The 26482-nt window shown below is 51.0% G+C and carries 31 protein-coding genes, 1 tRNA gene and 1 other RNA gene; 24 read left to right on the top strand and 9 right to left on the bottom strand.

What is annotated here, in order from left to right:
- Position 1: 1 nt before the first annotated feature.
- A complete protein-coding gene (gene gatB / locus V8247_RS02765; RefSeq protein ID WP_338738533.1) occupies positions 2-1477 on the bottom strand; it encodes an Asp-tRNA(Asn)/Glu-tRNA(Gln) amidotransferase subunit GatB in 1476 nt (491 codons plus the stop codon).
- A gap of 153 nt (positions 1478-1630) precedes the next feature.
- Here gatB and V8247_RS02760 point away from each other — a divergent pair, with 153 nt between their 5' ends.
- The 5 genes from V8247_RS02760 to V8247_RS02740 all read left to right on the top strand — a co-directional run bounded on the left by V8247_RS02760 (position 1631) and on the right by V8247_RS02740 (position 4288).
- Entirely contained in the window at positions 1631-2200 is a 570-nt protein-coding gene (locus V8247_RS02760; protein ID WP_338739291.1) for a DsbA family protein, read from the top strand.
- 79 nt (positions 2201-2279) lie between these two features.
- Complete coding sequence (smpB, locus tag V8247_RS02755; protein ID WP_338738531.1) at positions 2280-2738, top strand: SsrA-binding protein SmpB; 459 nt, start codon at positions 2280-2282, stop codon at positions 2736-2738.
- A 3-nt stretch (positions 2739-2741) separates the two neighbouring features.
- Positions 2742-3094: a transfer-messenger RNA gene (gene ssrA / locus V8247_RS02750) on the top strand.
- A 305-nt stretch (positions 3095-3399) separates the two neighbouring features.
- Complete coding sequence (locus V8247_RS02745) at positions 3400-3591, top strand: YwbE family protein (RefSeq protein WP_338738529.1); 192 nt, start codon at positions 3400-3402, stop codon at positions 3589-3591.
- Positions 3592-3700: 109 nt separating this feature from the next.
- On the top strand, positions 3701-4288 hold the full coding sequence (locus tag V8247_RS02740; RefSeq protein WP_338738527.1) for a hypothetical protein: 588 nt from the start codon (positions 3701-3703) through the stop codon (positions 4286-4288).
- A gap of 8 nt (positions 4289-4296) precedes the next feature.
- On the opposite strand, the gene V8247_RS02735 is transcribed toward V8247_RS02740, so the two are convergent.
- The gene (locus tag V8247_RS02735; RefSeq protein WP_338738525.1) at positions 4297-5262 is read right to left on the bottom strand and encodes a helix-turn-helix transcriptional regulator; all 966 of its coding nucleotides are present in this window, start codon (positions 5260-5262) and stop codon (positions 4297-4299) included.
- 258 nt (positions 5263-5520) lie between these two features.
- Here V8247_RS02735 and V8247_RS02730 point away from each other — a divergent pair, with 258 nt between their 5' ends.
- A complete protein-coding gene (locus V8247_RS02730; RefSeq protein ID WP_338738523.1) occupies positions 5521-7020 on the top strand; it encodes a glutamine synthetase family protein in 1500 nt (499 codons plus the stop codon).
- 70 nt (positions 7021-7090) lie between these two features.
- On the opposite strand, the gene V8247_RS02725 is transcribed toward V8247_RS02730, so the two are convergent.
- The 5 genes from V8247_RS02725 to V8247_RS02705 form a co-directional block, all read right to left on the bottom strand.
- Positions 7091-8584 (bottom strand): MFS transporter, encoded by a 1494-nt coding sequence (locus V8247_RS02725; RefSeq protein ID WP_338739289.1) that lies wholly within the window; start codon positions 8582-8584, stop codon positions 7091-7093.
- Positions 8585-8676: 92 nt separating this feature from the next.
- Entirely contained in the window at positions 8677-9516 is an 840-nt protein-coding gene (pheA, locus tag V8247_RS02720) for a prephenate dehydratase (protein WP_338738521.1), read from the bottom strand.
- Between the two features lie 88 nt (positions 9517-9604).
- Positions 9605-10267 (bottom strand): response regulator transcription factor, encoded by a 663-nt coding sequence (locus V8247_RS02715; protein ID WP_338738519.1) that lies wholly within the window; start codon positions 10265-10267, stop codon positions 9605-9607.
- Positions 10254-11477 (bottom strand): sensor histidine kinase, encoded by a 1224-nt coding sequence (locus V8247_RS02710; protein WP_338738517.1) that lies wholly within the window; start codon positions 11475-11477, stop codon positions 10254-10256. The genes V8247_RS02715 and V8247_RS02710 overlap by 14 nt, the downstream gene beginning before the upstream one ends.
- A gap of 615 nt (positions 11478-12092) precedes the next feature.
- Positions 12093-12497: a hypothetical protein gene (locus V8247_RS02705; protein ID WP_338738515.1), complete on the bottom strand. Its 405-nt coding sequence runs from the start codon at positions 12495-12497 to the stop codon at positions 12093-12095.
- 357 nt (positions 12498-12854) lie between these two features.
- Here V8247_RS02705 and V8247_RS02700 point away from each other — a divergent pair, with 357 nt between their 5' ends.
- On the top strand, positions 12855-13346 hold the full coding sequence (locus V8247_RS02700; protein WP_338738513.1) for a hypothetical protein: 492 nt from the start codon (positions 12855-12857) through the stop codon (positions 13344-13346).
- Between the two features lie 80 nt (positions 13347-13426).
- Here V8247_RS02700 and V8247_RS02695 read toward each other — a convergent pair whose 3' ends face one another.
- Positions 13427-13567: a hypothetical protein gene (locus V8247_RS02695; RefSeq protein WP_338738511.1), complete on the bottom strand. Its 141-nt coding sequence runs from the start codon at positions 13565-13567 to the stop codon at positions 13427-13429.
- 183 nt (positions 13568-13750) lie between these two features.
- Between V8247_RS02695 and V8247_RS02690 the strand changes: the two genes are divergently transcribed.
- The 17 genes from V8247_RS02690 (at position 13751) to V8247_RS02610 (ending at position 25337) form a co-directional block, all read left to right on the top strand.
- On the top strand, positions 13751-14557 hold the full coding sequence (locus V8247_RS02690) for a hypothetical protein (protein WP_338738509.1): 807 nt from the start codon (positions 13751-13753) through the stop codon (positions 14555-14557).
- A gap of 80 nt (positions 14558-14637) precedes the next feature.
- Entirely contained in the window at positions 14638-14985 is a 348-nt protein-coding gene (locus V8247_RS02685; RefSeq protein ID WP_338738507.1) for a hypothetical protein, read from the top strand.
- 264 nt (positions 14986-15249) lie between these two features.
- Complete coding sequence (locus tag V8247_RS02680; RefSeq protein WP_338738505.1) at positions 15250-15537, top strand: hypothetical protein; 288 nt, start codon at positions 15250-15252, stop codon at positions 15535-15537.
- Positions 15538-15575: 38 nt separating this feature from the next.
- Positions 15576-15935, top strand: a complete 360-nt coding sequence (locus tag V8247_RS02675; protein WP_338738503.1) for a hypothetical protein — start codon at positions 15576-15578, stop codon at positions 15933-15935.
- Positions 15936-15952: 17 nt separating this feature from the next.
- Positions 15953-16318 (top strand): hypothetical protein, encoded by a 366-nt coding sequence (locus V8247_RS02670; RefSeq protein WP_338738501.1) that lies wholly within the window; start codon positions 15953-15955, stop codon positions 16316-16318.
- A 349-nt stretch (positions 16319-16667) separates the two neighbouring features.
- Entirely contained in the window at positions 16668-17006 is a 339-nt protein-coding gene (locus V8247_RS02665) for a hypothetical protein (protein WP_338738499.1), read from the top strand.
- Positions 17007-17151: 145 nt separating this feature from the next.
- Complete coding sequence (locus V8247_RS02660) at positions 17152-17400, top strand: hypothetical protein (RefSeq protein WP_338738497.1); 249 nt, start codon at positions 17152-17154, stop codon at positions 17398-17400.
- An 18-nt stretch (positions 17401-17418) separates the two neighbouring features.
- Positions 17419-17679: a hypothetical protein gene (locus V8247_RS02655; protein WP_338738495.1), complete on the top strand. Its 261-nt coding sequence runs from the start codon at positions 17419-17421 to the stop codon at positions 17677-17679.
- A gap of 428 nt (positions 17680-18107) precedes the next feature.
- Positions 18108-18665 carry a hypothetical protein gene (locus V8247_RS02650; RefSeq protein ID WP_338738493.1) on the top strand — a complete coding sequence of 186 codons (558 nt, stop codon included), beginning with the start codon at positions 18108-18110 and terminating at the stop codon, positions 18663-18665.
- Positions 18662-19156 carry a hypothetical protein gene (locus V8247_RS02645; protein ID WP_338738491.1) on the top strand — a complete coding sequence of 165 codons (495 nt, stop codon included), beginning with the start codon at positions 18662-18664 and terminating at the stop codon, positions 19154-19156. Before V8247_RS02650 ends, V8247_RS02645 begins: the two co-directional genes overlap by 4 nt.
- The gene (locus V8247_RS02640; protein ID WP_338738489.1) at positions 19153-19998 is read left to right on the top strand and encodes a hypothetical protein; all 846 of its coding nucleotides are present in this window, start codon (positions 19153-19155) and stop codon (positions 19996-19998) included. Before V8247_RS02645 ends, V8247_RS02640 begins: the two co-directional genes overlap by 4 nt.
- Positions 19995-20321: a hypothetical protein gene (locus V8247_RS02635; RefSeq protein ID WP_338738487.1), complete on the top strand. Its 327-nt coding sequence runs from the start codon at positions 19995-19997 to the stop codon at positions 20319-20321. The genes V8247_RS02640 and V8247_RS02635 overlap by 4 nt, the downstream gene beginning before the upstream one ends.
- 74 nt (positions 20322-20395) lie before the next feature.
- Positions 20396-20490 (top strand) — tRNA-Sec (locus V8247_RS02630).
- Between the two features lie 35 nt (positions 20491-20525).
- A complete protein-coding gene (selD, locus tag V8247_RS02625; protein ID WP_338738485.1) occupies positions 20526-21569 on the top strand; it encodes a selenide, water dikinase SelD in 1044 nt (347 codons plus the stop codon).
- A gap of 10 nt (positions 21570-21579) precedes the next feature.
- Complete coding sequence (gene selA / locus V8247_RS02620) at positions 21580-22959, top strand: L-seryl-tRNA(Sec) selenium transferase (protein ID WP_338738483.1); 1380 nt, start codon at positions 21580-21582, stop codon at positions 22957-22959.
- Between the two features lie 3 nt (positions 22960-22962).
- Positions 22963-24846 (top strand): selenocysteine-specific translation elongation factor, encoded by a 1884-nt coding sequence (gene selB / locus V8247_RS02615; protein WP_338738481.1) that lies wholly within the window; start codon positions 22963-22965, stop codon positions 24844-24846.
- A 224-nt stretch (positions 24847-25070) separates the two neighbouring features.
- The gene (locus tag V8247_RS02610; RefSeq protein WP_338738479.1) at positions 25071-25337 is read left to right on the top strand and encodes a dehalogenase; all 267 of its coding nucleotides are present in this window, start codon (positions 25071-25073) and stop codon (positions 25335-25337) included.
- A 78-nt stretch (positions 25338-25415) separates the two neighbouring features.
- Here V8247_RS02610 and holA read toward each other — a convergent pair whose 3' ends face one another.
- Positions 25416-26411, bottom strand: a complete 996-nt coding sequence (gene holA / locus V8247_RS02605) for a DNA polymerase III subunit delta (protein ID WP_338738477.1) — start codon at positions 26409-26411, stop codon at positions 25416-25418.
- Positions 26412-26482: the final 71 nt, after the last annotated feature.

Below are 26482 nucleotides of genomic sequence, written 5' to 3'. Positions count from 1 at the left end.
TTTAACCTTCCTTGAGCTTCTGTTGAATAATTTCAGCGGCCAGCGCCGGATTGGCGCGTCCCCGCGAGAGTTTCATCAGTTGACCGACCATAAATTTTACAGACTGTTCCTTGCCAGCCCGATAATCAGCCACTGCGGCAGGATTAGCGGCGATGACCTCGGCGGCCATATCCCGGAGTGCGCTGTCGTCGGAGATTTGCGCCAATCCCTTGTCCTTGATAATGGTTTCGGCGCTGTGGCCGGAGCGGTACATCTCTTCCAGCACACTTTTGGCGGTGGCATTATTGATGGTTCCCTTATCGGTGATGAGAATCAGACCGGACAGGCCGGCGGCCGATACCTGATTGCTGAAGACGGCAATATCAACGTTCTCCGCGTTCATGATTCGGGACACTTCGCCGTTGACCCAGTTGGCGGCGTCCTTGGCGGTTACATTCAGGTCGGCACTTAAGACCGCTTCAAAATAATCCGCCGTTTCCCGTGCCGAGGTCAGCAGGGCGGCATCATAATCCGACAGACCGTAGTCCTTGATAAAACGGGACTGACGCGCCTCCGGCAGTTCCGGCAGGCGAGACCTGATTTCAGCTATCCATTTAGCGTCAAATTCCAGCGGCGGCAGGTCCGGCTCCGGGAAGTAGCGGTAATCATGGGCAAATTCCTTGGAGCGTTGCGAAACGGTCTCGCCCTTTTCATCCAGCCAGCCGCGGGTTTCCTGAGCGACGCGGACGCCGAGGTCATAATCCTCGGTCTGGCGGATTACCTCGTATTCCAGCGCCCGAAAAACGGCGCGGAAGCTGTTCATGTTCTTGACTTCCACTTTGGGATTTAATTCAGTCTGGCCGGTCGGGCGCAGTGAAATATTGGCGTCACAGCGGAAGGAGCCTTCTTCCATATTGGCGACCGAGACGCTGAGATAACGCAGGATGGTGCGCAGCTTCATCAGATATTGCCGGGCCTCTTCCGGCTCCCGCATGTCCGGTTCGGAAACAATTTCCATCAGCGGTACGCCGGAGCGGTTGATGTCCACCAGAGAATGACCGCCGCCGAGTTCATCACGGTGGAGCAGCTTGGCCACATCCTCCTCAAGATGGACGCGGGTGATGCCGATGCGTCTGACCTCACCGTTGACCGTAATATCCAGCCAGCCGTTGCGGCCGATGGGCTCATCAAACTGGGAAATCTGATAACCTTTCATCAGGTCCGGGTAAGGATAGTTTTTGCGGTCAAACTTGGAGTGCGGGGCGATGGTACAGTTAAGCGCCAGCGCCGTCATCATGGTGAATTCTACAGCCCGTTTGTTAATTACCGGCAGGACGCCGGGTAAACCCAGACACACCGGGCAGACACGAGTATTAGGCGGTGCTGCGGCATAATCCGAAGCACAGCGGCAGTACATCTTGCTGGCGGTGGCCAATTGGGCGTGGACTTCCAGCCCGATGACCGTTTCATATTTGGTTGTGGTAGCTGTATTACTCATAAAATTAACCTTGTAAGTATAGCAATACCGCCGCAAGGCAGCAACACAAGGCCTAATGGCCGGGATAAAGGAGTTATCAGCGACCAGTGTTATAATAGTCATATGACGATTAAACTTACGGTATTTTCCGACTACATCTGACCATTCTGCTATATCGGCAAGGGCCTTGTCGACAGTTTGCATAATGAGTTTGACATTGAAGAGACCTGGCTGGGCTTTGAAATTCATCCCGAAACGCCGCCGGGCGGCGCCGACCTCAGCGGACGCTATGATCCCGATGACATGGCTCAGATGAAAGCCATGCTGGCCCGCCGGGCCGAGGAGCTGGGGCTGCCTTATAACCCGTCGCCGATTCTGGCTAATTCTGCGCTGGCGCTGGCCGGGGCCGAATACGCCCGGGACAACGGTCGCTTTCCAGAGTTCCATCGCGAGATGCTGGAAGCGGTTTTTGCCCGGGGACAGAATATTGGTCTGCGGGAAGTTATCGCTGAAACAGCTGATCGCGCCGGTCTGGACGGGAAAGAAATGTTGAAGGCGATTGACGAAAACCGGTACGAGGAGCGGCTGAAGAAGTCGCAAGACCTGGGTCACGAACTTCGTGTTACCGGCGTGCCGACCTTTATCATCAACGATCGCTACGCTATTGTCGGCGCGCAGCCCATTGAGACCTTCCGTCAGATTTTCGGTCGGGTTGAAGAGGAAGCCGGCCAGACCTCAGCTTAACCGGCAGCGGCTGATTAGCAGTGTTTCCAGTTGAACGGGGCACACCCAACACAACGCCTTTATGATATAATTGTGGTGTATGGCTGAGATAAAAGTCGTCGCCACCAATCACAAGGCGTTTCACAACTACTACATCAGTGACCCGATGGAAGCCGGGCTGGTGCTGACCGGCACGGAGATTAAATCCATCCGGGGCGGTCGGATTAGCTTGGGCGACGCTTATGTGCGGTCGGACAACGGTGAGATGTGGTTGCTTAACGCGCATATCGCCCGTTATGACCCCGGCTCCTACATGAGTCATGAACCGACCCGGCGGCGTAAACTGCTCATCCATAAAAAGGAAATGCGCCAGATGCTGGCCCGTATCAAGGAACAGGGTTTGACCCTGGTGCCGACGAAGATTTACATCAAGGGCAATCGGGCTAAGGTGGAAGTGGCCGTCGGCCGGGGTAAGAAACTCTACGACAAGCGCGAGGTCATCAAAAAGCGTGATTCCGACCGTGAGCTGGGCCGGGTACTAAAAAGCCGGCTCAAATAATCTGGGGACGCGTGGTTTCGACAGTGGAGGTTAGTTACGGAATTGCAGGTTGAGCTTGTCGCTAAGCTCATTAATCCTGGCGGCAAAAAACAATTGGCGAACGTGAACTCGTTCTCGCTGGCTAAAAACAGCTAGCGCATCCGCCGCACCTTACCCCGACGGGTGCGGACCGGGTGCTGACAGCCGGGGTGCCGCTGACCTGATGCCGATATGGGATGCGAAAGAAAAATCGGCTTGCCCGGCGATATTCCGCCGGTTGAAGCTCAAAGGGCAAGAACAAATAGCCGGCTAAACCTGTAGTATATTCCGGACAGTCTACTCTGGACGGGGAGTTCGACTCTCCCCCGTCTCCACCAGTAAATCTTAAAGCCGCCGGGTTTGCCCCGGCGGCTTTTTTGTCATTGATTTTCTATTCTAGGTGCAGGTGTTGCGTCGCCCATCGCTGCCAGTATTGCAGCCAGATAGGCGTTCCCTCTAGGATGGCGGGCAGCAACGGAGTATGTGATTTTCATACTGCCGGAGTATTAGTCATGGTTAATTTGATGACCGGTTTGAACACAACGTTGTTTTTCCATTCGGCCTGAGAACACGCCTTGAGGTTGTTTATGACCAACACTTCCGGTATATTCAAGCCGCACGAATCAGAAAGGCAGGTTGCAATTTGAACGGAACCAGCCGGTCCGACATAAAACCGGGGACACGGGTCTCCATAGTCCTGAAAGCTGATCAGCAATCGGGCAAGCTAACCGAAGGGGTTGTCCAGGAGATTCTGACCAAATCCCCGGCGCATCCACACGGCATCAAGGTGCGGCTGGCAAGCGGTGAGGTGGGACGGGTGAAAGCTATCAGATAACAGGCGGCACTGCGCCGAAACATCCTATTGAACATCCATTCAGTAAGTGCTAGTATTGACTTGCTTAGGATTACTTTTCTTTACGACACGCCATCCTGGGAGGTGGAGTATGGATACGGATTTTCAATCTGGTGAACCGCAACAGATCGGGGCGCAAGCCTTTCAACAAATTGAGGTAACGGTGTTTACCGTTAACGCCCAGTTCAACGGTCGCATCATCTGTAAACCGCAACAGCGTCTGCTGGACGTGCTCAACGCCCGTGCCAATATGAACAATCAACTGAGCCATGATTTTCTGGAAATCAGGGACATGACAATTTTTGACCGCACTGGCCAAAGCCCCGTCAAGCGCCTGGAAGTCGGATATGCCCGCCGCAGTAACATCATTTTTGTCGGTGAACGGGAATGTCTGGAACATTGCCGGGTGGATAAACCACATCCGATGCGGGACAAGAAACCGATCATGACCGAAATAGAACTGCCGCAGGTACTGCTAAAGGGGGCTATTTACGCCGAGACCTGGCAGGACCTCCCGGGGGCGTTGCACCGCAACGAGTCCTTTTTACCGGTAACCGGAGTTCGGCTCGATCATCCGCTGGTTGATGGGACTGAGGCCTTTAATTTCGTCGCCGTTAACCGAGACCATATTATCTTTATCGGCGCTGAACTCGGCGAATCTGACGCGGCTTCTGCCTGAACTAACCTTTACTCGGTTTCAATGATATTGTGCTGCAGGAAAGTGGCCAGGTTTACTTCCTGATTGGCAATACCGAGCTTACGGCGGATTTTCTCCCGATGATGGTGGATGGTAGTAGTGGATACGCCCCGGATTTCGGCGATTTCCTTGGAAGTCATGCCGTTTTTAACCATATTACAAATGATGATTTCGGTTGGCGACAGGGCGAAAAAGTTGCTGGATAAATTGCCTATGAACGGCGAAGTGATTTCTTTCAGGTTTTCTTTCAAGAGTTCCACGTATTTTTTTTGGGAAGCCGGCAGGTGTATTACCACCGAGTCCATGATCGGGAGCAGTATTTTTTCTACATTATGCCGGATGTCACAGCGTATGTCCTGTTGCTGCTGCTCGTTCCGAGACAGGATTACTTTGAGAGCGGTATTACTTTCCCGCAGCGCTTGGCGTTCCAGTTTCAGCTGTTGATTCAGCTCCTCAAGCTCCAGATCGGCAGATAGCTGGCCGGCGATGCTGCCGATCTGATCGGCAACTGCGTTCAACAATTCTCGCTCCTCCCGCAGGAAAGGGCCTTCATACGCGGTGGGGTATTCAACCGTATAGTAGATGGCGCATTTGCCAACGGCTTTATTGTTCAGAAATATTGGTGCTGATTGATGCCAGGGCGTTTCCTGGAAGTTGAGGGATAGGTAAAGCCGATCCTCAAAGGTGATTTCGGCACAGGTGTGGTCAGCATGTTGCCACGAAGGCGGCAGAAATTCCACCAACTCCTGCAGGAAGTTATCCAAAGAAGAGTGGTGTTGCCCGGCCAATTTAGTAATACCGTAGAGGCAATTAAGCTCCTTAACTCTTTCTCTCAATGCGATTTCCGTGCGCCCGGAAATTGTCGCCGGCAGCGGCAGTCTCCATAACGGCGGCGGTTCATGGTGGCTGGCTGCCGTATCATTCGCCGGTGTATCGGCTTTTGGGTTTTGCGGCATCGTATATCGTCCTTATTACCTATATTATATGGGTATTATATAGGTATAAATACCGTATTATCAAAATCGGCGGTCTGGGGTATCATACTCCGCGTTTAATAAATCCAATGCCGCTCTATTTGGCTAAAGTACGGTTTGTTTTTTCCTGTTCTCGGCCTCCCGCGGTGCTTGTGAGGAGGCATGTTGTTGTTTTTCAAGCCGGGTCCGGGCGGTACTGGCAGTGAATTCAGAATCAAATAACAAGGAGAGTAATCAAGCATGTCCCAAGCTGCAAATCTCAATGCCAACACCATCGCCAGGTATCTGGATAAGGCTCCAGCCGATTTTACCAAGGCCGACATCATCAAGTTTGTAGAAGAAAACGGTATTGCCGCCGTCAATTTTCGGCATCTGGGCGGCGACGGTCGCCTGAAGACCCTTAATTTCATAGTCAACAGTCGGGAGCAACTGGACCAAATCCTGTCCGCCGGTGAACGGGTGGACGGCTCCAGTCTGTTCTCTTACATTGATTCCGCCTCCAGCGATTTGTATGTGGTTCCCCGTTACCGGACGGCCTTTGTTAATCCTTTCGCCACTATCCCGTCCATAGATATTCTGGGGACATACTTCACCAAGGAAGGGGAACGGTTAGCCAGTTCTCCGGAAAATATCCTTAAAAAAGCTCAGGACAACCTGAAGGAAAAAGCCGGACTGCGGTTTGAAGCCATGGGTGAGCTGGAATACTATGTTATCGCTCCCAGGCAGCATCTTTATCCAACTGTGGCTCAGAAGGGTTATCAGGAATCCGCGCCCTTTTGTAAATGGGAAACTTTAAGGTATGAGGCCATGAATTTGATTGCCCAGGCCGGCGGGAAGATCAAATACGGTCATTCCGAGGTGGGGCACATCTCCAGCGACGACCACGAGATGGAGCAGAACGAGATTGAGTTTTCTCCGGTAGACGTGGAGGACGCTGCCGACCAACTGGTTGTCGCCAAGTGGATACTGCGGATGTTGGGTCGCCGGAATAATGTGACTCTGACCTTTGCACCGAAGATCCTGGTTGGCCACGCCGGCAGCGGTATGCACGTTCATACCCGGGTCATGAAGGGCGACAAGAACATGCTGGTGGATGACGGCAAGCTGAACGATTTTGCCCGCCGTGTCATCGCTGGTTACCTGAAACTAGCCCCGTCATTGACGGCGTTCGGTAATACCATTCCGCTGTCCTTCCTGCGGTTAGTGCCCCATCAGGAAGCCCCGACCAATGTCTGCTGGGGCGACCGCAATCGCTCCGGCCTGGTCCGCGTACCGCTAGGGTGGCTGCATGCCAAGGACATGGCCGCCGATGCTAATCTGGATGAAGCCGTGAGTTCCTGCAATTTCAGCAATAATCAGACGGTGGAGTTCCGTTCTCCGGACGGTTCAGCCAATATCCACCTGTTAATGGCCGGGTTAGCCGTGGCGGTTCAGCACGGTCTGGAAATGGAAAACGCTTTGGATTTGGCGAAAAAACTGTATGTTGATGTCAATATCTTTGCTTCCAGTAATAAGGATATCCAGAGCGCTCTGCCGCAGTTACCGACTTCCTGCTGGGATGCGGCTGATTGCCTGCTGGAAGACAGGGCGGTCTATGAAAAAGACGGCATTTTCCCTGCGTCTGTAATTGACGGTTTAGTCAAGATTCTAAAACACCATGAGGACAAAGACCTCAGCGAGCGTTTTTACGGCAAGGGTGATGAGATTCAGAAAATGGTGGATGATTATATCCACATTTAGTTGACATCAGGAACGATGAAATAAGGAGCCGTCTGTATCGTACAGGCGGCTCCTGGTGTTATTGAGTGGGTTATTCCCGATCGGTGTAAATTCTGTTGCCATACTGGTTTTTCCATTCAATAGTGTAATAGGAGACGGCGGAAGCTGATAAAACCAGTAAGAAGCACAAACCCATCGTCCAACGGAAGCTGATGATATAAGATCCGCTTATGGCATTTTGACTGGCCGCCTTGGCAGATTCGCTAAAATCAGCAGGGATAACGATACCGCCAAGCCGGTCGCTCTGGCTCAAAATCGCTGTTTGCTGGGTCGGACTGAGTGCAGATGACTGGATCGTTTGCCGGAGAGTGGGGGTAAAAATCAGCAGCATGAAAGCGCCCAGTACGGCCACTGCCAGAAGTCCGGCCGTCCGGGCAATGGCGTTGTTCACTCCGGACGCTGCTCCGGAACTGCCGGGATTCACTGTGAGGGCTGATTTGGTTAGTGGCGCGATTACCATGGCCATGCCAATTCCTATAACAATCAAACCCGGCAGAAAATGCCGGAAATAGGCGGCGTCGGTACCTCCGGTCATGAGGAGGGCAATACCCAGCCCCGCTACTAACGGGCCACCGATCATTTGGGGTCGGGGTCCGAATTTATCCGCCAGTGCTCCGGCCGGGGCTGCCAACAGGGTAATGATAATAGTAGGGGGCAGCAACCCCAGGCCGGTCTGGGAAGGGGAATAACCCTGGATCTGCTGGAGGTTCAAGACGCTGAATAAAATAACACCGTTAAAGGCAAAATACAGCAGGAGAGTGACGACATTGGCCCCGAAAACCAGTGGGTTTTTGAATAATCCAAGGGGAATCAGCGGCGCTGAAGTGCGTTTTTCCATGATGATGAAGGCGAATAATGACGCACCACCCAGGAATAAACTGCTCAGCACCAGCGGACTGCCCCAGCCGGAATTTGGGCCGGCAATCAGACCAAAGGCGATACCCAGTAAACCCAAAAAGATAAATATCGTACCCGGCCAGTCCAGTTTTTTGGCGGCCCGCTCCTGGTTTTCCGGTACAAATCTGACGGTGACCACCATGGCCAACCCAATGACCGGGAGTACCATCCAGAACACCACCGGCCATCCGGAAGTTTCCACCAGCCAGCCGCCGAGCCATGGCCCTAAGGCGGCGATGCCGCCGGAAACGCCAGCCCATAAGCCAATGGCCCTACCGCGCTCAGTATCGCGGAAACAGACATTGATGATAGCCAGACTCTGGGGCACCATCAGTGCCGAGCCGACGCCCTGGAGGGCTTGAAGCAGGATAAGCTGGCTGATTGACGAAGCGAATCCCGAAGCGATGGCTCCGGCGGCAAATACCGACATGCCGATGAGGAAAATCTTTCTGCGGCCATAACGGTCGCCCAGGGCACCGCCGATAAGGAGCAATGCGGCCAGGGTCAGCAAATGGGCATTGACCACCCATTGGAGGCCGGCCACGTTACTGCCGAATGATTCCTGAATGGCGGGTAAGGCGATTGATACTGAACTCCATAATATGAATGAAGAACTGGATGCGAGCAGGGTTGCGGCCAGTATCCATCGCCCCTGTGCCGCACCTAATGAGCATGTTCCGGTTGACGAAGGAGAGACCGGTGAATTCAGGTTATCGGCGGCTATTCTGCATCTACCTTGTCATCGCGGCGGTATGTCCCCAATATCTTGATCATGGAGGCAACTTTTTCCAATCCCTTCAGCGCTCGCTGGGTAGCCGGGGCGTTCAGCCCTTTTTCAAAGTCCAGGTAAAAATAGTAGTCCCAGGCACTCTTGCCGATGATGGGACGGCTCTCAATCTTAGACAGGTTGATGTCCTCATCGTTAAAACACTTAAGGACATTATAGAGGGCACCGGGGATATTTTTGGCTCGGATAACCAGCGATGTTTTATCGGCATCCAGATCATACGGGGCGTCGGGCCGGGCGATGATAAGGAAGCGGGTATAGTTCTTCTTTTCCGTTTCAATATCTTTAGCGATGACCTTCATGCCGTAAATTTCAGCCGCTAATACGGAACCAATCGCCGCAGCGGTATGCATATCATCTTCTTTAATCAACCGGACGGCGGCGGCGGTGTCATCGGTTTCAATGCGCTGCATTTTGGGATGCTTCTCCAGCCATTCCTCCGCCTGATTCATGGCCATTGGGTGGGTATAGACTTCGGTAATATTCTCAATTTTAGTATTCGGCAGGGCGATGAGGTTCAGCACAATACGCAGATATTCCTCGCCGACAATACGGGTATCGTATTTCAGCAGGTGGTCATAGTTATCCAGAAAGGAGCCGTAGATAGAGTTCTCAATAGCAACCACACCGTAGTCCGATACGCCCTTGTGAACATCATCAAAGACCTGCTTGAAGGTCTCGCTCTCAATGATTTCGGAGTCTCCGGGAAACTTCTTGCGGGCGACGATATCATGGAAGGAACCGCGGGATCCCTGGATGGAAATCTTGATCATGATGGCCCTCCTGAAGTGATGAATTACTGGTATTTGTATTAATGATAGCCTTAAAAAGGGTTAATGGCAATAGGTCAGTTGCAGGGAATCATGAGTTGGACTTATGCCGTAGCATATAGCTTATTGCTTCGTAACGGCTCTTGATCTGTAATTTTGAGTAGATGACATTAATGTGATTTTTGACTGTTTTTTCTTCAATGTACAGAGTCTGTCCGATCTCCTGATTGCCCGCTCCGGCGGCAATCAATCCTAATATTTCAACCTCTCTGACTGTTAACGGCTCAGTGATTTCGGATTCGGCAATACTATGAATCTGCGAATTGCTCCGGCGGATTTTTTCCAGCAGTTCATGGCTGACCGGCGGCGTCACTTTGGTATGACCGGCAGCGACGGCTCGGACAGCCAGCGACAGTTCATCGGGGGTGAACTGACCGTAAACCAGATATCCGGCTGCTCCAGCCAGCAGTGCCCGTAAGATAGTGGTCTGGTCTTCCACGACGGTTAGCATGAGTATTTTGACTTCTGGTTTTAGATTCAGTAGCTCACTGGTAGCTTTTATCCCATCCATGCCGGGCATGCGCACATCCATAAGAACAACATCCGGTGTATTCTCCTTTACCCATGAGACGGCATCGTTGCCGTTGGCGGCTTCTCCAAGCACCGAGATGTCCTTTTCCATCTCCAAAAAGCTGCGTAGTCCGCGCCTAGCTACAAAGTTATCGTCCACTATGAGCACCTTAATTCGGCTCATCTGAAGTCTCCCGGTTAAGCGGTAAGATAATGATCAGCCTGGTGCCCCTGCCGGCACTTTCAAGCTGAAAACTGCCCCCCATCAATGATACCCTTTCTTTCATTCCGGCAAGCCCTAACCTTCCGGCAGCGATATTTACATCAGGTTCCCTTGCGCCTTCTCCAAAGCCGTGGCCATTGTCGTGGATTACCAGCGATAATGAGTCATGTGTTAGGGTTAGGGTCGCTGCCACCCGTGAGGCTTCGGCATGGCGTTCAACGTTGGTCAGGGCTTCGGAGATGATGTTGCGCAGTTGATGCGCCGTCGCATCAGCCACAATGCGGTCTTCCCCAATCAGTTCAAATTCAATCTTGATATCTGTTCTGACGCTCCATCGGTCAAGTATGCTGGAAATTATCGCCCCGATCCCAACGTTTCCAGGCTCATTCCGAAGGTCAAGAATGACTTCTCTGATCTCCCGGCTGGTTTGCTGACAGACTTCACCGATATAACTGATTGTATCTTTCACGGAAGACTCTGTGTTGTCGCCCAGCCTTCGCTCCAGCACTGTCGCCTCCAGCGACAGACCATGAAGGGTTTTGAGGACATTATCGTGCATGTCACGGGCGATACGCTGGCGCTCCTCAAGAAGCGTTTTTTCTTTCAGATAGGTTTCGCTTCGGCGACGCTGTCTTTGCCCCTCATCTACGATCAGCCCCATGGGTACCGCTACAAGAAAAACAAGCAGAGCCCAAAAGGTATAGCCGGTATAACTGAAACGAACGCCGTAAACCGCATCCCGGAAGATATAAGCACCCAGAAGTCCGACTGCGAAGGCGGCGGCCATAACCAAACTGCCCTTAAGTCCGTAGCGGATGCTCCCTTCCATTGCCACAAACAGGAAACCGGCATAGGCGGCGGTATAAAAATCGCTGACGAAAAGAAGGATCAAGACCCAGGCTACTAAAGAATCAATAACCAGCATGGAGGTGCCGAGGATCTGCTGTGACTTTGGCGTCTTGATTCTGAGGTTAAAGACCATGGCGGCCGCATTGACCGAGGCAGTTATTAATCCGATTGATATTATGGGGATATCCGACGACGGCTTCTGCATCCAGGCCAGCAGGAAGATCGCCGGCACCCACAGCCACCGGGCGCCGATGAAAAGCCATTCCAGACGCTTCATCTCATATAGATGACCGGCGGTCACCTCACCGGATGCCCCGGTCATCAGGCGGCTTCCTAACTCTCTGATGTTCAAATCACTTCTTTTTTGGGCCTAAAAGCCCATGTATTAACCTGTCGTCAATTGTATCATAAGCAAAGAAATGGCTTGGTATTCTCTATGACAATTGGCCGGAGCACTGCCACTCCGCCTCAGAAACGGGTTTATATAAGGCTAATTGGCCAAAGGAAAAGTGGGGATGCGACTAGAACAGGTAACATAATGGAGGAAGAACGACATGCTAATTTGGGCTATGATTTTTGGTGTTATATTTAATATCAGTATATTTTTGGCTGGCGTACTATTACTAATACTATCCCGAAAGGATAGATGGTTTACCCGAATTGGGGCAGCTTATTTCATACTCGTGGTCCTTCTTGGGCTATACCTCGTAGACCAATCTGGAGAATACGACGCGGTTTTCATCTACATCACTCCAGCAATTATGGGTCTTGCCATTTTAGCGGTTCTTATCGCAATCGGAAAAGCTAGAGTATAGTCTGTTCTATATATTAAATTCGGTTTAATTATTGGCCAGATCGTCCTCGCTATGGGGCCACTGTTAGACGCCTAACTGCCCCTAATGACGGTATCAGTTGTTACCTTGTTCTAACAACTAATCTAGGCCTCAGCGGCGGCCATAACCAAACTGCCCTTAAGTCCGTAGCGGATGCTCCCTTCCATTGCCACAAACAGGAAACCGGCATAGGCGGCGGTATAAAAATCGCTGACGAAAAGAAGGATCAAGACCCAGGCTACCAAAGAATCAATAACCAGCATGGCGGTGCCGAGGGATCGCTGAATCCCCAGCGTCCTGATTTTGATATTCAAGAACGTAGCTGCCGTATTGACTGCGGCGGTTACTAATCCGATTGACACGATAGCGGTATCCGACGACGGCTTTTGCATCCAGGCCAGCAGGAAGATCGCCGGCACCCACAGCCAACGGGCACCGATGAACAGCCATTCCAGACATTTCAGCTCATAAAGGTGGCCTTGGGGCGCCTCAAATGGTGCCCCAGTCATCAGGCGGCGTCCTAAGTCTCTGATGTTCAAATCACTTCTTTTTGGGCCTAAAGGCCCATGTATTAACCTGTCGTCAATTGTATCATAAGCGTGGATGCTCAATATGCAATAACATCCAAAATTGCAGACACTGTGGGGTGGGATAATGTCTACCGTAACTATTGGTGGATGTGGAATGAGGAATCACCCCGGTGGGTATCAGGCAATGAATATGTTCATAGTGATGGTTATGCGGATTGGATTTATGTGCCCTAATAATCTTTGCTAACGCGCTTTCTTTGTGTCAGGGGTTATAAGGGGTGTGAAACGTGTGAAACCCCTTATAACCCCATCATGCTGAAATTAGGAAGTTTGTCTATGGGAAAACCGTATAAACTGGTTTTTATTGGCATCGTAGCGCTATCAATATTAATATTCGCTTGGCTTATTTCACATATTTTTGCAATTGGATTGCTGTTGTGGTTTCTATGGATTATGGTCAGCATATGGTCTCATCAAACGGATAACAAATTCCTTCAAGTCCTACCATTTTTATACGCGGGAACAGTTCTCTTGGGACTAGTCTGGGTATATTACTTATATGGGCATCCCGAGGGTGTTTTAGGAATCGTTTTATTATTGGGTATCCCGGGAATGGGCTTACTAGGTTATGCAGCTTACAACCTTCACAAGGCGTTGCTTCCGCTTGTATTTGGGGTCATGTGGTTAGGTTTGATGTGGCGGGCGATCGCCGCGGGATGGACCGGTGACATCCTGATTCCGGTATTAGCCATGGGCCTACCCGGGATAGTGTTGATTATTTACTCTGTCCATTTGTTTGCTCGAAACAAGAATAGCCAAAGAGACTGAAATGACAATAGCAAAAGGGACTCGGCTAATCACCATGAGGGGTTCGGTGACGCTACCCGCTCTACTGACGCTGGTCGTTTCTACCGGTTGCCCCGAAACACCCACAGCCACCGGGCGCCGATGAACAGCCATTCCAGGCGCTTCATCTCATAGAGGCGACCGGCGGTCAAATCACCGGATGTCCCGGTAATCAGGCGGCTTCCTAACTCTCTGATGTTCAAATCATTTCTTTTTTGGGCCTAAAGGCCCTGTTGCAGGGCTATTGCCAATTGTATCATAAGCGAGGAAAGGCATAGCATTCCTCATAAGCCTTGGTGGTTAGCCCAACAGAAAGGTAGTGATGAGACTTGAACAGGTGAAAGAGTGTTCAAAATCCCGGTATAAAATTGTGAAAGGAAATAATCGTGAAGAGAATACTTGTAAATTCAAAATCGTTTTTGACAGCCCTTGCCGGTTCAACGATCATCTTGTTGCTAGTCGGCGGTGCCATTCTGCAGGGCGCTATTCTGGGAGAAAACTCCAAAACCAACGAAGGGGATGTCTTCGTTCTTGAGCCATTTTTCGTAATGCCAACCGGACAGGAAGAATTGTTGAAGCATATCGTCATGAGTGATATTAAGATAAAGCCCCTATTAGAAGAGACTGAATACGAGGTCGAAATTCAAGTCGGCGCGAGGCTCATGAATGGACTAGGACCGGACAAAATCATGGAATGGTTAAAAAGTGAACCCCGAGATACCAGCATCATAAAAGAATATGCGGGTTTGCTTTATATAGGTCACAATGATATGTACACGTTTACCATCAACCTTGAAAACCAGACAGTCGAAAATTTCTTGAAAAAGCCCAATAATGGCCCAACCCTCCCAGAATTAACAAAAGCCGACAAAGAAAGCGCCTTGGCTATAGTAGCCGTGGATTCAACACTTCAGAATCTTCTCTTTGACAAAGAGTTTGAGATCGCGCCAGAAAAAAGAATTGGCACTTGGCGTTCAGAAGACAACGTTAAGCTTGGTGTTGTTTTAGAGATATGGTTCGACAAAACTTACGATATAGAGGCTGTTTTGCCCGCATTCGACTATGACGAAAGCAAGATGGGTATCTCCAGATACGTGCCTAAGATCAATCATTTCTCCGGGATGGTATCTAAGTTTGTATTGGTCATAGACACCACCGGACAACAAATCGTAGCAATATATCCGCTCCAATAGATAATAATATACCAATAAGAGAGGAACGATAAAATGAAACGCAAAACGGCAAAGTTGAAAATCTATAAAGCAGTTACAAAGTGAATAAATTGCAAAGATATTTATTTATCGCCGCTTCCGGAATCGCGCTGATTGCCTTGTCATGGCTGTGGATGGTCGGCGAGCTAGGTTTCTATGCGGTTTTGGGCATCGTACCAGGTTTATTAGGCCTGTTGCTGATAAGCTATGCTCTATACCAAGTTCATGAAGTACTGCTGGCCTTTTTCTGGGGAAGTCTGTTTCTGGCATCCGCACTTCATTGGCTAAGTATCAGCGAAAATTACGGAACGGATATATTGGCCATATTGCTGATGGGAATCCCAGGGGCAGGGCTGTTAGTGTTTGGCCTTCGGCTGTTGTTCAAACGCCGGAGGGCATCCTCAAAATAGGGAACGACAATGACTTGCATGGTGTACAACGATATGAACCTGAAGGCAGGTGACGGCGATTGACCCGGCTGGGGTGGCGTCCCATCTCCCTGATGTTCAAAATTCCTCTTTTTAGCTCTTTTATGGGCCTAAAGGCCCTGTTGCGGGGCTTTTGCCAATTGTATCATAAGCGTGGAAAGGCTTGGCATTCTCCATAAGCATTGGCGGATGGCCAGTTGGAGCATCTCAATGATAACCATTCCCCGAAAATCCGGGAGAACCATAATGTGGGTTACCTCATCTGTATCCGTTGTTGTGGCTGTGGGAATAGGTGGACCTTTTTGGTCAGGAGCGATTCTGAGTTATGGGTTTCTTATGGCTTCGCTAATGGCATTGAATAGTCCGCGTATTGGAGGAGGCCTGGCGATTATTCTATCTTTACTTGCCATTGCAGCATCGTTAGCTCTTATATTTAACAATTATGACGCCAGCCGGTTGATAGGTTCGTTAATGCTAGCTTTCGCTTCACTTATGCTGATTGGGGCAGTGATTCTAATACTATCTAAAAATTAGCGCTCAAATCTTAGGGAGCATCGCCGGAGTGGAGTGAAATGGGAAAAGGTCAAAGAATAGCGATAACGGGCACGATCGGAATTGCCCTTTTGATTGCGTCGCAGGCTCTAATGGCTGGGAAACTCAGCATTATCCCAATCGGGGGCTGGGGCTTTATAACCGGATTCATAGGATTATTGTTGATAAGTTATGCGGCATATCAAATTCATGAGGCACTATGGGCGTTTTTCTGGAGCGTAACGGCTTTCGTTGCAGCATATTTTCTTATGAAGGTTAGCGAAAACCCTCTATTGGACTATTTCGCAATATTTTTCTTTGGAATACCGGGAATAATACTGATGTTTCATGGTGTGCAGTTGCTGGCGAAGGATAGGCGGCGGAACGGGAAGAATGTATAAATTTGGAAGGCATACTGATGGATAAATCCCGCAAGGCACGCAATTTTGGATTATTATTAATGCTGTTTGCATCTGTATTACAGGTGTTTGCCGGATTAAGTATTTCTAAACTTAGCTATGGATTTCTTACAGATCCCGTGTATGGTTTCATTATTGTTTCTCCAATGCTATTCGGATTATGGACAGCCATGCGTTTGCCCTTTATTGGCGGGGTATTCGCGGCTATTATAAATGGCCCCCTTATCTTCGCAGCATGGGTAGGCATGATGGGCGATCCATGGCTATTGAATAGAAGCTTCTCGCAAGCTACATTCTTGAATATGGCGTTCTACTATGCAGGTCTAGCCTGGCACGTTTATTTGTATAGAAAAGCGCCTGGATGAGCGAATTCACATTATTGGAAAGCCGCTTCTTGAAAAGAAGGCGGGGAGAGGAAACGGCGGTGGGTAAGCGGTGCGAACGGAAAGGACCCTTCAGATGGGCGCTTTAATCATTTATCTCCCCCTTTGCACTTTACGGCGTCGTATTGCCGGTCTTATCACTCCGAAAACCGTATTACATTCATTTTGAGCTGGGATATTTTCTGTTTCTGGTCATAGCCTGGGTCGTGGGTGGGCTTTTCGACGGGTTTAGAGTAGTCAATCTATCAATCGTCGGAATAAGCGTTGCCGGATCGTTAGTTTGGCGGTGAAATTCCGGATTAAGCTGATTTGAGAGAGGTATCTCAAAGCGATGACCCTAACGGAATTAGCCATCATGACGGGTATATTGAGCATATTATTGATCGTGAGCGCATACTATTGGCGCTACGCGAGCGTTTTGGCGTACTTCTATTTCGTTTTTATCGGCCTTATTTGGGGAGCAGGCACGGTCGGTCATGAGCGCAGCTGGTTCACCTGGTTTTTGATAGGAAACGGCGTAGCAGGAATATTGACCGTTCTGGCGATAGTCAATAAAAGACATCATGGTTTTCCATTTTTCAGTTATATGAAATATACGGCTTATATTCTCTTTTCACTGATTATTATCTCGTTTATTATGGCCATGTTGGATACATTATTCCGTTTTTAGTCAGATTATTGGGAGACCGGGGAATGTTCAACAATTCCTCTTTTTCGCTCTTTTTTAGGCCTAAAGGCCCATGTATTAACCCTTCGCCAATTGTATCATAAGCATGGATCGATTTAAGTCTATTTGCCATGCGATGTAATCTGAGATGGGCGCTTTGCTTGTTATCTCCGGAGTTGCGGCTTACAGTGTTGTACTGTTGGTATTGGCAGTCAAGAAACCTCACTACATTCAACTTAGTTTGGGCTATTTTGTATTTCTAATTGTAGTTGGTGTCTGGACCTTGATTTCTGGATTTGGGTTGGGATTTGGTAATGCCGCCTTTGTCGGAATAGGCATTACAGGGTCAATCATCTCATTCGCATTGGCTAAAAAAGCCAGGATTATTTTGAAATGATGAAAAGGCGATAAAAAGATGAACGTATTCGGTCTTGGATTGTATTTGACCTACACTTTCGGCTGGATTCCGGTCTGTATATACCTGTTGATCAAACGGGCAAAGGGCTACGTGCTTGTCTCTGCAATCGCCAGTGGTGTGATATTTTTCAGTTATATGGGCCTAATTATCAGTATCGAACCGAGCCTGTTGCCGATAATTAACGCAGCAATGGCGGGAGTAGTATTTATGATTTCGTTGATAGTTTTAAAGACCACAGCAAACAAAAAGGACAAGTAGACAATGAACTCCACCACTCATGATTTCTATCGCTTTGGTCGTGAAACTCCGGGTTAAGTTGAAATAACGAAGAGGGTATCTGACGGAGATGACTTTAACAGGTTTCGCCATCGTCACAGGCATATTAAGTATATTATTGATCGTGAGCGCATACTATTGGCGCTACGCGAGCGTTTTGGCATATTTCTATTTCGTTTTTATCAGCTTTATTTGGGGAGCGGGTACGTTCGGTCATGATCGCAGCTGGTTCACCTGGTTTTTGATAGGAAACGGCGTAGCAGGAATATTGACCGTTCTGGCGATAGTCAATAAAAGACATCGTGGTTTTCCATTTTTCAGTTATATGAAATATACGGCATACATACTCTTTTCCTTGTTTATTGGCTCATTGTTGTTGAGCATATTGAATAACAATTTCCGGTTTTACAATGAATGGTAATGACAGGCTAAAGTTAAAAATGCAGTTTTTAAAATCAACAATACTTGGAGCCGTCGGTTTCGGGTTAGGTGGTTTCATCGGAGCACGGCTATTTTCCGGAGCCCTCATGCTTATCCCGGTGCTCATGGGGGCCTTTGGCGGTATCGCACTTGGCATATCGTTAAAAATAACAAAAAGACAACTAGCTTCTCTAGCATTTTGGGGAGCTTCCGGTTTTATCATTGTTTATTTCACCATGATTTTACCCCTGTATGTTTTACTTACTTCAATTGGATTTGAATCTTTTAGTGACCGCTTCGGGACAGAAACCTGGCACATGTTCTTTTTAGGTGCCGCAATCGGGGCAGGAACAGGCGCAGCTTTAGGAATGGTTTTGGATGGGAAGCGTCTTGCTGTTCGCCTAGCTATCGCGGGCCTTCTTGGATTCGGGATAGCACAATTTGTTACTGCTCCCCTGTATTCAGGGCTCACTCCGATGTATGTACTCGGATGGAGCTTGACCGGAATTTTCGGTGGTTCATGCCTCGGGATGGTGGTCAAATCATGAGCGCTGCTACTCAACAGATGTTATTCATCCTTCTACCGCAGATAGTCTTGTGGTTGCTTTTGTTGCTCAGTTTCCGGTATTCAATGCTGAAAGTCAGAGCGTTCAAGCGTTCTCAGGATACGGATGAAGTTGAAGCGGCGCGGCATCAACTCAGGAAAGCGGGGCTGGTAATCATAGCTGTTCCAACAGCGATTATTCTTGGTTTCACCGTGTTTGTCACACTCAAATATGGCGGTTCCGGCTACGGATTGGTTTACGCCTTGCCTTTGGCGGCAGCATGGCTGGTTACCCGGCGGCGGCCGCTGCTTGGGGCATCGCTGGTGGCAACGGCGGCGGTGATGCTGATAATTCCCGGTATCAGCGCCCTCGTTATAAATTATGAAATGTCTGCCTGGTACGGCGCCATACTGCTTCTTTTAGCGGCACTTCTGGGGTTGGGGGCATGGACAGTGGCCAAGTCTCTGCCAAAAGCCTGGAGCGTCAGAAAATGAAACGGCTTGTTGCGACTTTAATATTGATGATGATGACCTCCGCCGCTTTTCCAATAACGATTGCGGCACAAGTCTCGGATGAAGATGTCGACCAGGCGCTGGCTGTTGCGGAGGGCAATGCAGAAGTAGCGGAACTGCTGGATGGAAGGCAGTATATTATCGCTGATATAAAACTTTATGTATATAGCGGGCCACAGTTTTCAAAGTCCACAGTGCCACCGCCGCCACCCGTGCCAACCGGTGAAATTGAGATAACGCTGGTTTTCACCGAGCGCTTCCAATTCCGTGGTCATGAGGTTGCGCAGCTTATGGTTTTCGTTAATAGCTCAATCACGAAGGTTGTCGGTTACTATCTGATAGACAGCGGCATAGACAAGTTGCCTATCATGGGGCGGGTGGCGCTGACCGAATTTCAGGAACAACGGGGATTGGACTTGGCGCTGGCTGACCCGTTGGTTGCCGCATTTCTTGATGGTAAACCTTACGATATTGCCCGGATGGACGGGATGTTGCCGCGTTCAGGAGGTGAAGATACCGGCAGACCGGGAGTATTCATCACTTTCACCTTTAATAAAGAATATAAATTCAAAGGGGACATATATAACCCACCTTATCGCGATGAGAAGACATATTATCTTGAAGGCACAGTGAAAGGTCTTGAAGTGATGGTCAACCTTGAGACCGGTAAGATTGTGCATATGTACCCTAACGTAACCTCAATCCCCATTCCCTTGAGTCAGTGGCTGATGTACGCCGGCATTATCGCAACGGGGTTATTGATTGGCGCGGGTGTCTATTACTGGTTGAGGCGAGCGGGGTATCGGGAGGATAGTCAGGTTTGAAACGGGGAAAAATTGAAATCGGAGCGAGCATTGTTACCGGAATCTCCATGCTTGCCCTGGCTTTATGGGTGACAGTTGAACGCGTGGAATTCTCTGGTGTAGTGGCTATCTGGGTATTTTTCGGTCTACCGGGGTTAGCGCTATTTCTGGCGGGTCTCCATTGGATAAACGCGGAACTAACCAAAGCATTTGTCGGGATTACCCTAGTAGTATTTGGCCTGATTCTGTGGTTGAACGGCGTATCGTATGTGATGATACCTATCGTTCTAGCCGTTATCGGATTACTGATGGGGGTTCAAGCAGTCAGGCGGATTTGGAAATGAAACCCTGACTGACCCTGAGTGGTAATACCTACTGGCGTCAATCCCAATATCTTATGCTATAATACCCCTCTAGTGGAGGCGGATAGGCTCTGGTGGGCCTCGCGGTCTTCAAAACCGTAGGCGGCGGCGCAAACCGCCGCGGGGGGTTCGATTCCCTTCCCCTCCGCCATCTACCCCACTCAGGCACGAAAGGGGGTGAGCCGCATGGATGATAAACGCCTGACCGAATACTCTGCGTACTCCGGCTGAGCGGCCAAGATAGGTCCGGGTGACCTTTCAAAAGCGCTTTGCGGCTTGCCTATCAAGTCTTATCCCGAAGTTATGGTCGGTCTGGAAAAGGCTGACGACGCCGGGGTGTATAAGCTTACGCCTGAAATTGCCCTGGTGCAGACGATTGACGTCATTACACCGGTGGTAGACGATCCATTTGCTTTCGGCCAGGTCGCAGCGGCTAATTCACTCTCTGATGTCTATGCCATGGGCGGGCGCCCGGTGACGGCGATGAGCTTTGTCGGCTTTCCGCTTGAGACTACCGATATTGAAGTCCTGCGGCAGATACTGGCCGGGGCATTGTCCAAGCTGGATGAAGCCGGATGTGCGCTGGTGGGCGGCCATTCGGTTAAAGACCAGGAAATTAAGTTCGGGTTGTCGGTGACCGGTGTGGTCCATCCAGAGCGGGTGCTGACCAAGGGCGGTGCCCGGCCCGGCGACAAACTGATACTGACCAAGCCGCTGGGTACAGGTATCCTTAATACTGCGCTGAAGGCGGATTTGCTGGAGGCTGAGGCAATGTCCGCGGTCATCAACCAGATGGCGGCGCTCAACAAAGCAGCGGCAGAGGTGATGACCGAACTGGGGGCTCATGCGGCTACTGATATCACCGGCTTCGGGCTCATCGGCCATGCCGCCGAAATGATCAGCCTGGGTGAGGTGTCTTTCAATCTGTCCTTCAGTCGGATACCGCTGATGGCCGGCGTACAGCAGTGGGCGGAAGCCGGCCTGGTACCGGGCGGGGCTTACTCCAACCGGGAATACCGCCTGGGGATAATGGATCCGTTATTTACGCTGGAGGAATGGATGCTGGATGTGCTGTTTGATCCGCAAACATCCGGCGGCTTGCTCATCGCCACTTCTCCGGAGACGGCTGACATAATGGTGGAACGTATTCAGAATCAAGGTTTTTCTGAGACTTCCATCATCGGTGAGGTTCTGGCTGAACCAACAGGGCGCATAGTCATTACCGAATAGGGGCTGAAGAATGTCCAACGAAATACAGAATGAATTACGCAAACTGCCGGCCGTGGAAAAGGTGTTGGCCGATCCGGCACTGACAGCGGCCATTGAACGTTATTCTCATCCGGTGGTGACGGAAGCGGTGCGGGCGGTCATTGACCGGCTGCGCCAAAGCGCGGCTTCGGGGAACAAGACACCGGCGCCGGGAGCGGTCGCTGAATTGGTAAAAAGGCATTTGGCCGAAGAATGGCCGGGGCTGCTGCAATCGGTAATCAATGCCACCGGTATTATTCTGCATACTAATCTCGGTCGGGCGCCGTTGTCGGCGGAGACCATGGCCGCCCTGGCCAACATTCTGGGCGGCTATTATGCGCTGGAGCTTGATCTCAATACCGGTGAGCGGGGTATCCGCGCCCGGGAAATGGAAAAACTGCTGACACTGCTGACCGGCGCTGAAAGCGCGCTGGTAGTCAACAATAATGCCGCCGCGGTTCTGTTAGTGCTGACGGCATTGGCCAAAGGCCGTGAAGTCATTGTGTCCCGCTCAGAGCTGGTCCAGATAGGCGGCGGCTTCCGGGTGCCGGACGTTATGGCTCAGTCCGGCGCCATAATGCGTGAGGTTGGCACTACCAATCAGACCTTTGCCCGTGATTTTGAGCAGGCTATTAACGACAATACTGCCATGCTGCTGTCGGTTCACCGTTCCAACTTTGCTCTGCGCGGTTTCACCCATGACCCCGCATTGTCCGAACTCAGGGAAATCGCCGGCAACTTCGGATTGCCGTTCGTTTATGACCTGGGCAGCGGGGCGGTGGTTGATACGGCCGGCTACGGTATGAGTCATGAGCCGACTGTCGGGCAGGCATTGGATGCTGGGGCCGATCTGGTGTGTGTCTCCGGTGACAAACTGCTGGGCGGACCGCAGTGCGGCATCATTCTGGGTAAAGAGGTGTTTATTGACCAGCTCCGGAAGCATCCGCTGCTTCGGGCGGTGAGAGTGGATAAATACGCCGCCGTGGCTTTGACCGCAACAGTGTTGCAATATCTCAAGGGGGACACCGGCAAACTGCCGGCTTATGCCATGATGGCGGCGCCCATTGAAGAACTTGACTCGCGGGGGTGGGCGATGGCCGGACTATTGAACGCCGCCGGGTTATCCGCTGAGGTTATTGACGGTGAAAGTCTGGCCGGCGGCGGCTCCCTGCCCGATGAAACCCTGCCGACAAAGCTGGTTGCCGTCGCGGTCAGGGGTAACATGGACGAGTTCAGCCGCCGTTTGCGGTTGGGCACGCCGCCCGTACTGGGGCGCGTCTGGGAAGGCCGCTTTATTATTGATCTGCGGACTGTTTTTCTGACTCAGGATAATGACCTGACCCAGGCGGTTATCGCCGCCGCCGGAGCTTAATCTATGATTACCATCGGGACTGCCGGCCACATTGACCACGGCAAATCAAGCGTGGTCAAGGCGCTGACGTCTATTGATCCGGATCGTCTGCCTGAAGAGAAAGAGCGCGGCATGACCATTGACCTGGGTTTCGCCTGGTTTGCGCTGCCGAGTGGCGAAAAAATCGGACTGGTGGATGTGCCGGGGCATCAGCATTTTGTGCGCAACGTTATTCCGGGTCTGACCGGGATTGATGCCGTCATGCTTATTGTAGCCGCTGATGATGGTTGGATGCCCCAGACGGAAGAACACCTGCAAATCATTGACCTGCTGGGCATCTCACGCGGTCTGGTGGTACTGAATAAGGTTGACCTGGCTGATGAAGACTGGCGGCAATTGGTTATGGCCGACATCGCTGGGCATCTGGCCGGAACTTCGCTGGAAAAGGCGCCGATCATTGAATTCAGCGCCAAAAATGGGCATGGGCTCACCGCGCTGAAAGATGCCATCGGCAGTCTGGTGAACGAGATAGGGCAGGACGATACCGGCAAACCGCGTCTGCCGATTGACCGCGTTTTCACCATCAAAGGGGCCGGCACGGTAATTACCGGTACCTTGCACCACGGCACGCTAGCCGTCGGCGATGAAGTGACGGTGCTGCCCGGAGGTCTTAAGGCCCAGGTCCGCGGCGTTGAAAGTTATAAGGAACATTTGGGGCAGGTGCGACCGGGTTCCCGGGTGGCTTTGAATCTGTCCGGGGTGAAGAAAGAACAATTGCAGCGGGGTGATGTTATCGTCCGCCGCGGCGCGGAGACCCCGCTATCCCGTTACCTTGACGCTGAATTGCGCCTGCTGCCGAGGCTTAAACAGCCGCTCAAGTCCGGCACCGAATTAACGCTGTTCTTTGAGACGGCGGAGCTTCCGGCCCGGGTAATCCCGCTGGCCGGTAAGGAATTATCCGCCGCGGCCGGCCCGGTGCTGGTGCAATTGCGACTACCGCAGGAAGTGGCCGGTTTTATCGGCGAACGGTTTGTTTTACGCAGGAGTTCTCCGGTGGATACCATCGGCGGCGGAAAAATACTGGATCCGGCGGCGGAACGCTACCAACTTAAGACGGCGGACGACCGGATTGCCCGTCTCACCGCCCGGCAGGCACTGACTCTGGATTCATTGGTGTTGACCGAACTTGAAAAAGCCCGTTTTCAGCGGCGGACCGGTTTTCTGGAAGCCAGTGCTTACAGTACGAATACCATTGCCGGAGCCCTTGACGCAATGGCCAAACACGGTGATATCGTAATCAGGGGAGAATGGCTCGTTGATGCCGCATTCTGGAAAAGCAGCCGGCAGTCGCTCCTGGAACACCTGGCGGCGGAACACAAGGCGCAGCCGCTCAAACAAGGCTTGTCGCTGGCGGAAGCATCGGCCAGGCTAAAATTACCAGCGGAGCTGTTTACGGCGCTGACGGCAGAGCTGACCAAAGAAGGTCTTATCAGCCGCACCGAAGAAACGCTGGCGTTGTCAACCCATCGGCCGCAGCTTTCCGGCGGCCAGACCGAAATGGAAAAACGAATTGTGGGCGCTATTGAGCATAACCCGGCTGCACCGCCGACCCGCACCGAATTGCTGCAGTCTGTTGCCGGGGCGTCACCGGTGTTGCGTTATATGCTGGAGCAACGCAAGATTATTGAATTGCCGGATGGAATACTGCTGACGGCCGCCCAATACACCACCCTCCGGCAAAAAGTAATTGACCTGCTGAAAGAAAAGGGGCAGTTGAGCATTCAGGACATGAGCAGCTTGACCGGGTTTTCCCGCAAGTACAGCATTCCGTTCCTGACCCGCCTTGATCAGGAGGGCCTGACCCGCCGCCAGGATAACATCCGGGTACCGGCCAGAAAACTGGCATAACCGGACGGCGGTGTTATTGTTTGACCCGTAAAACTGAGATTTTGGTAACTTTGCCCGGGGTTATTTTTGGTAATTCAAAAAATTAAGCATAAATGCTTAGGCCTAAAAACAGTGTTTACGATTAAAACATTAAGATACAGGGTCTTGACAGGTGGCCGGACAGCCATTATAATAAGTCAAAAGTTAGGGAATAATAAGGAAAAAATAAGGAGGTATCAAGCACTATGTGGTTAATCATCGGTCTTCTACTGGGCGCCTTCCTGATCTGGCTCTTCAGCTTCCTGAAGGACAAGGGCATCACCATGAAATGGTACGAATGGGTCGTCGGTTTGGTCGGCCTGTTCCTGCTCCTCTTCACCATCCAGAACTACTTCGGTTCTCTGGCTGAGCTGGAGCCCACCGCCGCCAACATGTTCCTGTTGATTACCGGTCTCCCGGCCGTAATCCTGCTGGTCGTGACCTGGCAGCTGGTAGTCCGCCACAAGGCCTAATCTCAGGACAACTGAATATCGTAAAAACAAGGGGGAGTCTTTTCAGACTCCCCCTTAGCTTTTCGTCCGCAAGTTTAATCAGCCGGCAGAGGCCAGTTCCGCCACCAGCAAGTCAACGGCGGTGATTTCATCCAGTTGACCGGTCTTGATGGCGACATCGGTTTCCAGCAACCGGCTGAATATCTCCTTGAAGCGGGCGATGGATTGACGCCCGGCTTGTTGCAGGGTTTTCTGCCAGACGAAATCATTGCTTAAACCCAATAGTCGTCTGATTTCTGTGTCTTTTACGCCGCGGCCTTTCAGGTCCTTGATCTGAATGACCATTTTGAGTTGCCGGGCAATCATGGTGATGATGTAACTAGAGGATACGCCGCCGGCTTTCAGGCTTTCCAGCGCCGCTGCGGCGTTTTTCAGGCGTTGTTCAAAAATACCGTCCACCAGGCTGAAGATACTTGCTTCCTGCGCGTTGCCCACCAGTAACTTCACATCTTCTTCGGTGATCTGGCGGTTATCGGCGTAAAGCGTCAGTTTCTCCACTTCCGCGGCGGCTGTCCAGAGATCGGTACCGATATATTGGACCAGCAGGTTGATGGCCGGGGGCGTGATGTGTCCGCCGGCCTGGTTCACTCTCTGACCGACCCATTCCTTCACTCGCGGCTTGTTCGGCGGCGGGAAATCCTCGGTTTTAAGGTCAGTCTCAAGCGCTTTGAACAGCGGATTGCTTTTCAGTAATTCGCTTTCTATCAGCACCAGTACGGTTGACGGGGGGGCGTTGCGGATGATTTCAGCCATTTCCAAAACGTCTGAATCCTGATTTTCCTTCGTTTTCTTCTTTTTCCCGGCGGCTTCTGATTTCTTAAAACGGCTCAGCAACCCTTTTACGATGATTAAACGCACCGGGGCCAGGAAAGGCATGGCGTTCACTACCAGGCGAAATTCACCCGGCGATACGGATGCCCCTTCAAAAACATTGGTGGCGGTATCCAGTATTTGAGGGTCGCCCAGTCCGGCTTTAATCTCAGCCAGCCTGGCTTTGAGGGAAAAATCATCCGGTCCAGCCAGCAGGTAGCGCAAAATAGAGTTACTCCTGAATTGATGGCCTGATTTTACCACAGGCCGGACCAAAATTGCCGGAATCAGGTTTA

This window comes from Dehalogenimonas sp. W, assembly GCF_037094495.1.
In the GTDB taxonomy this organism is placed as follows: domain Bacteria; phylum Chloroflexota; class Dehalococcoidia; order Dehalococcoidales; family Dehalococcoidaceae; genus Dehalogenimonas; species Dehalogenimonas loeffleri.
This window is presented reverse-complemented; position numbering and strand designations above follow the sequence as displayed.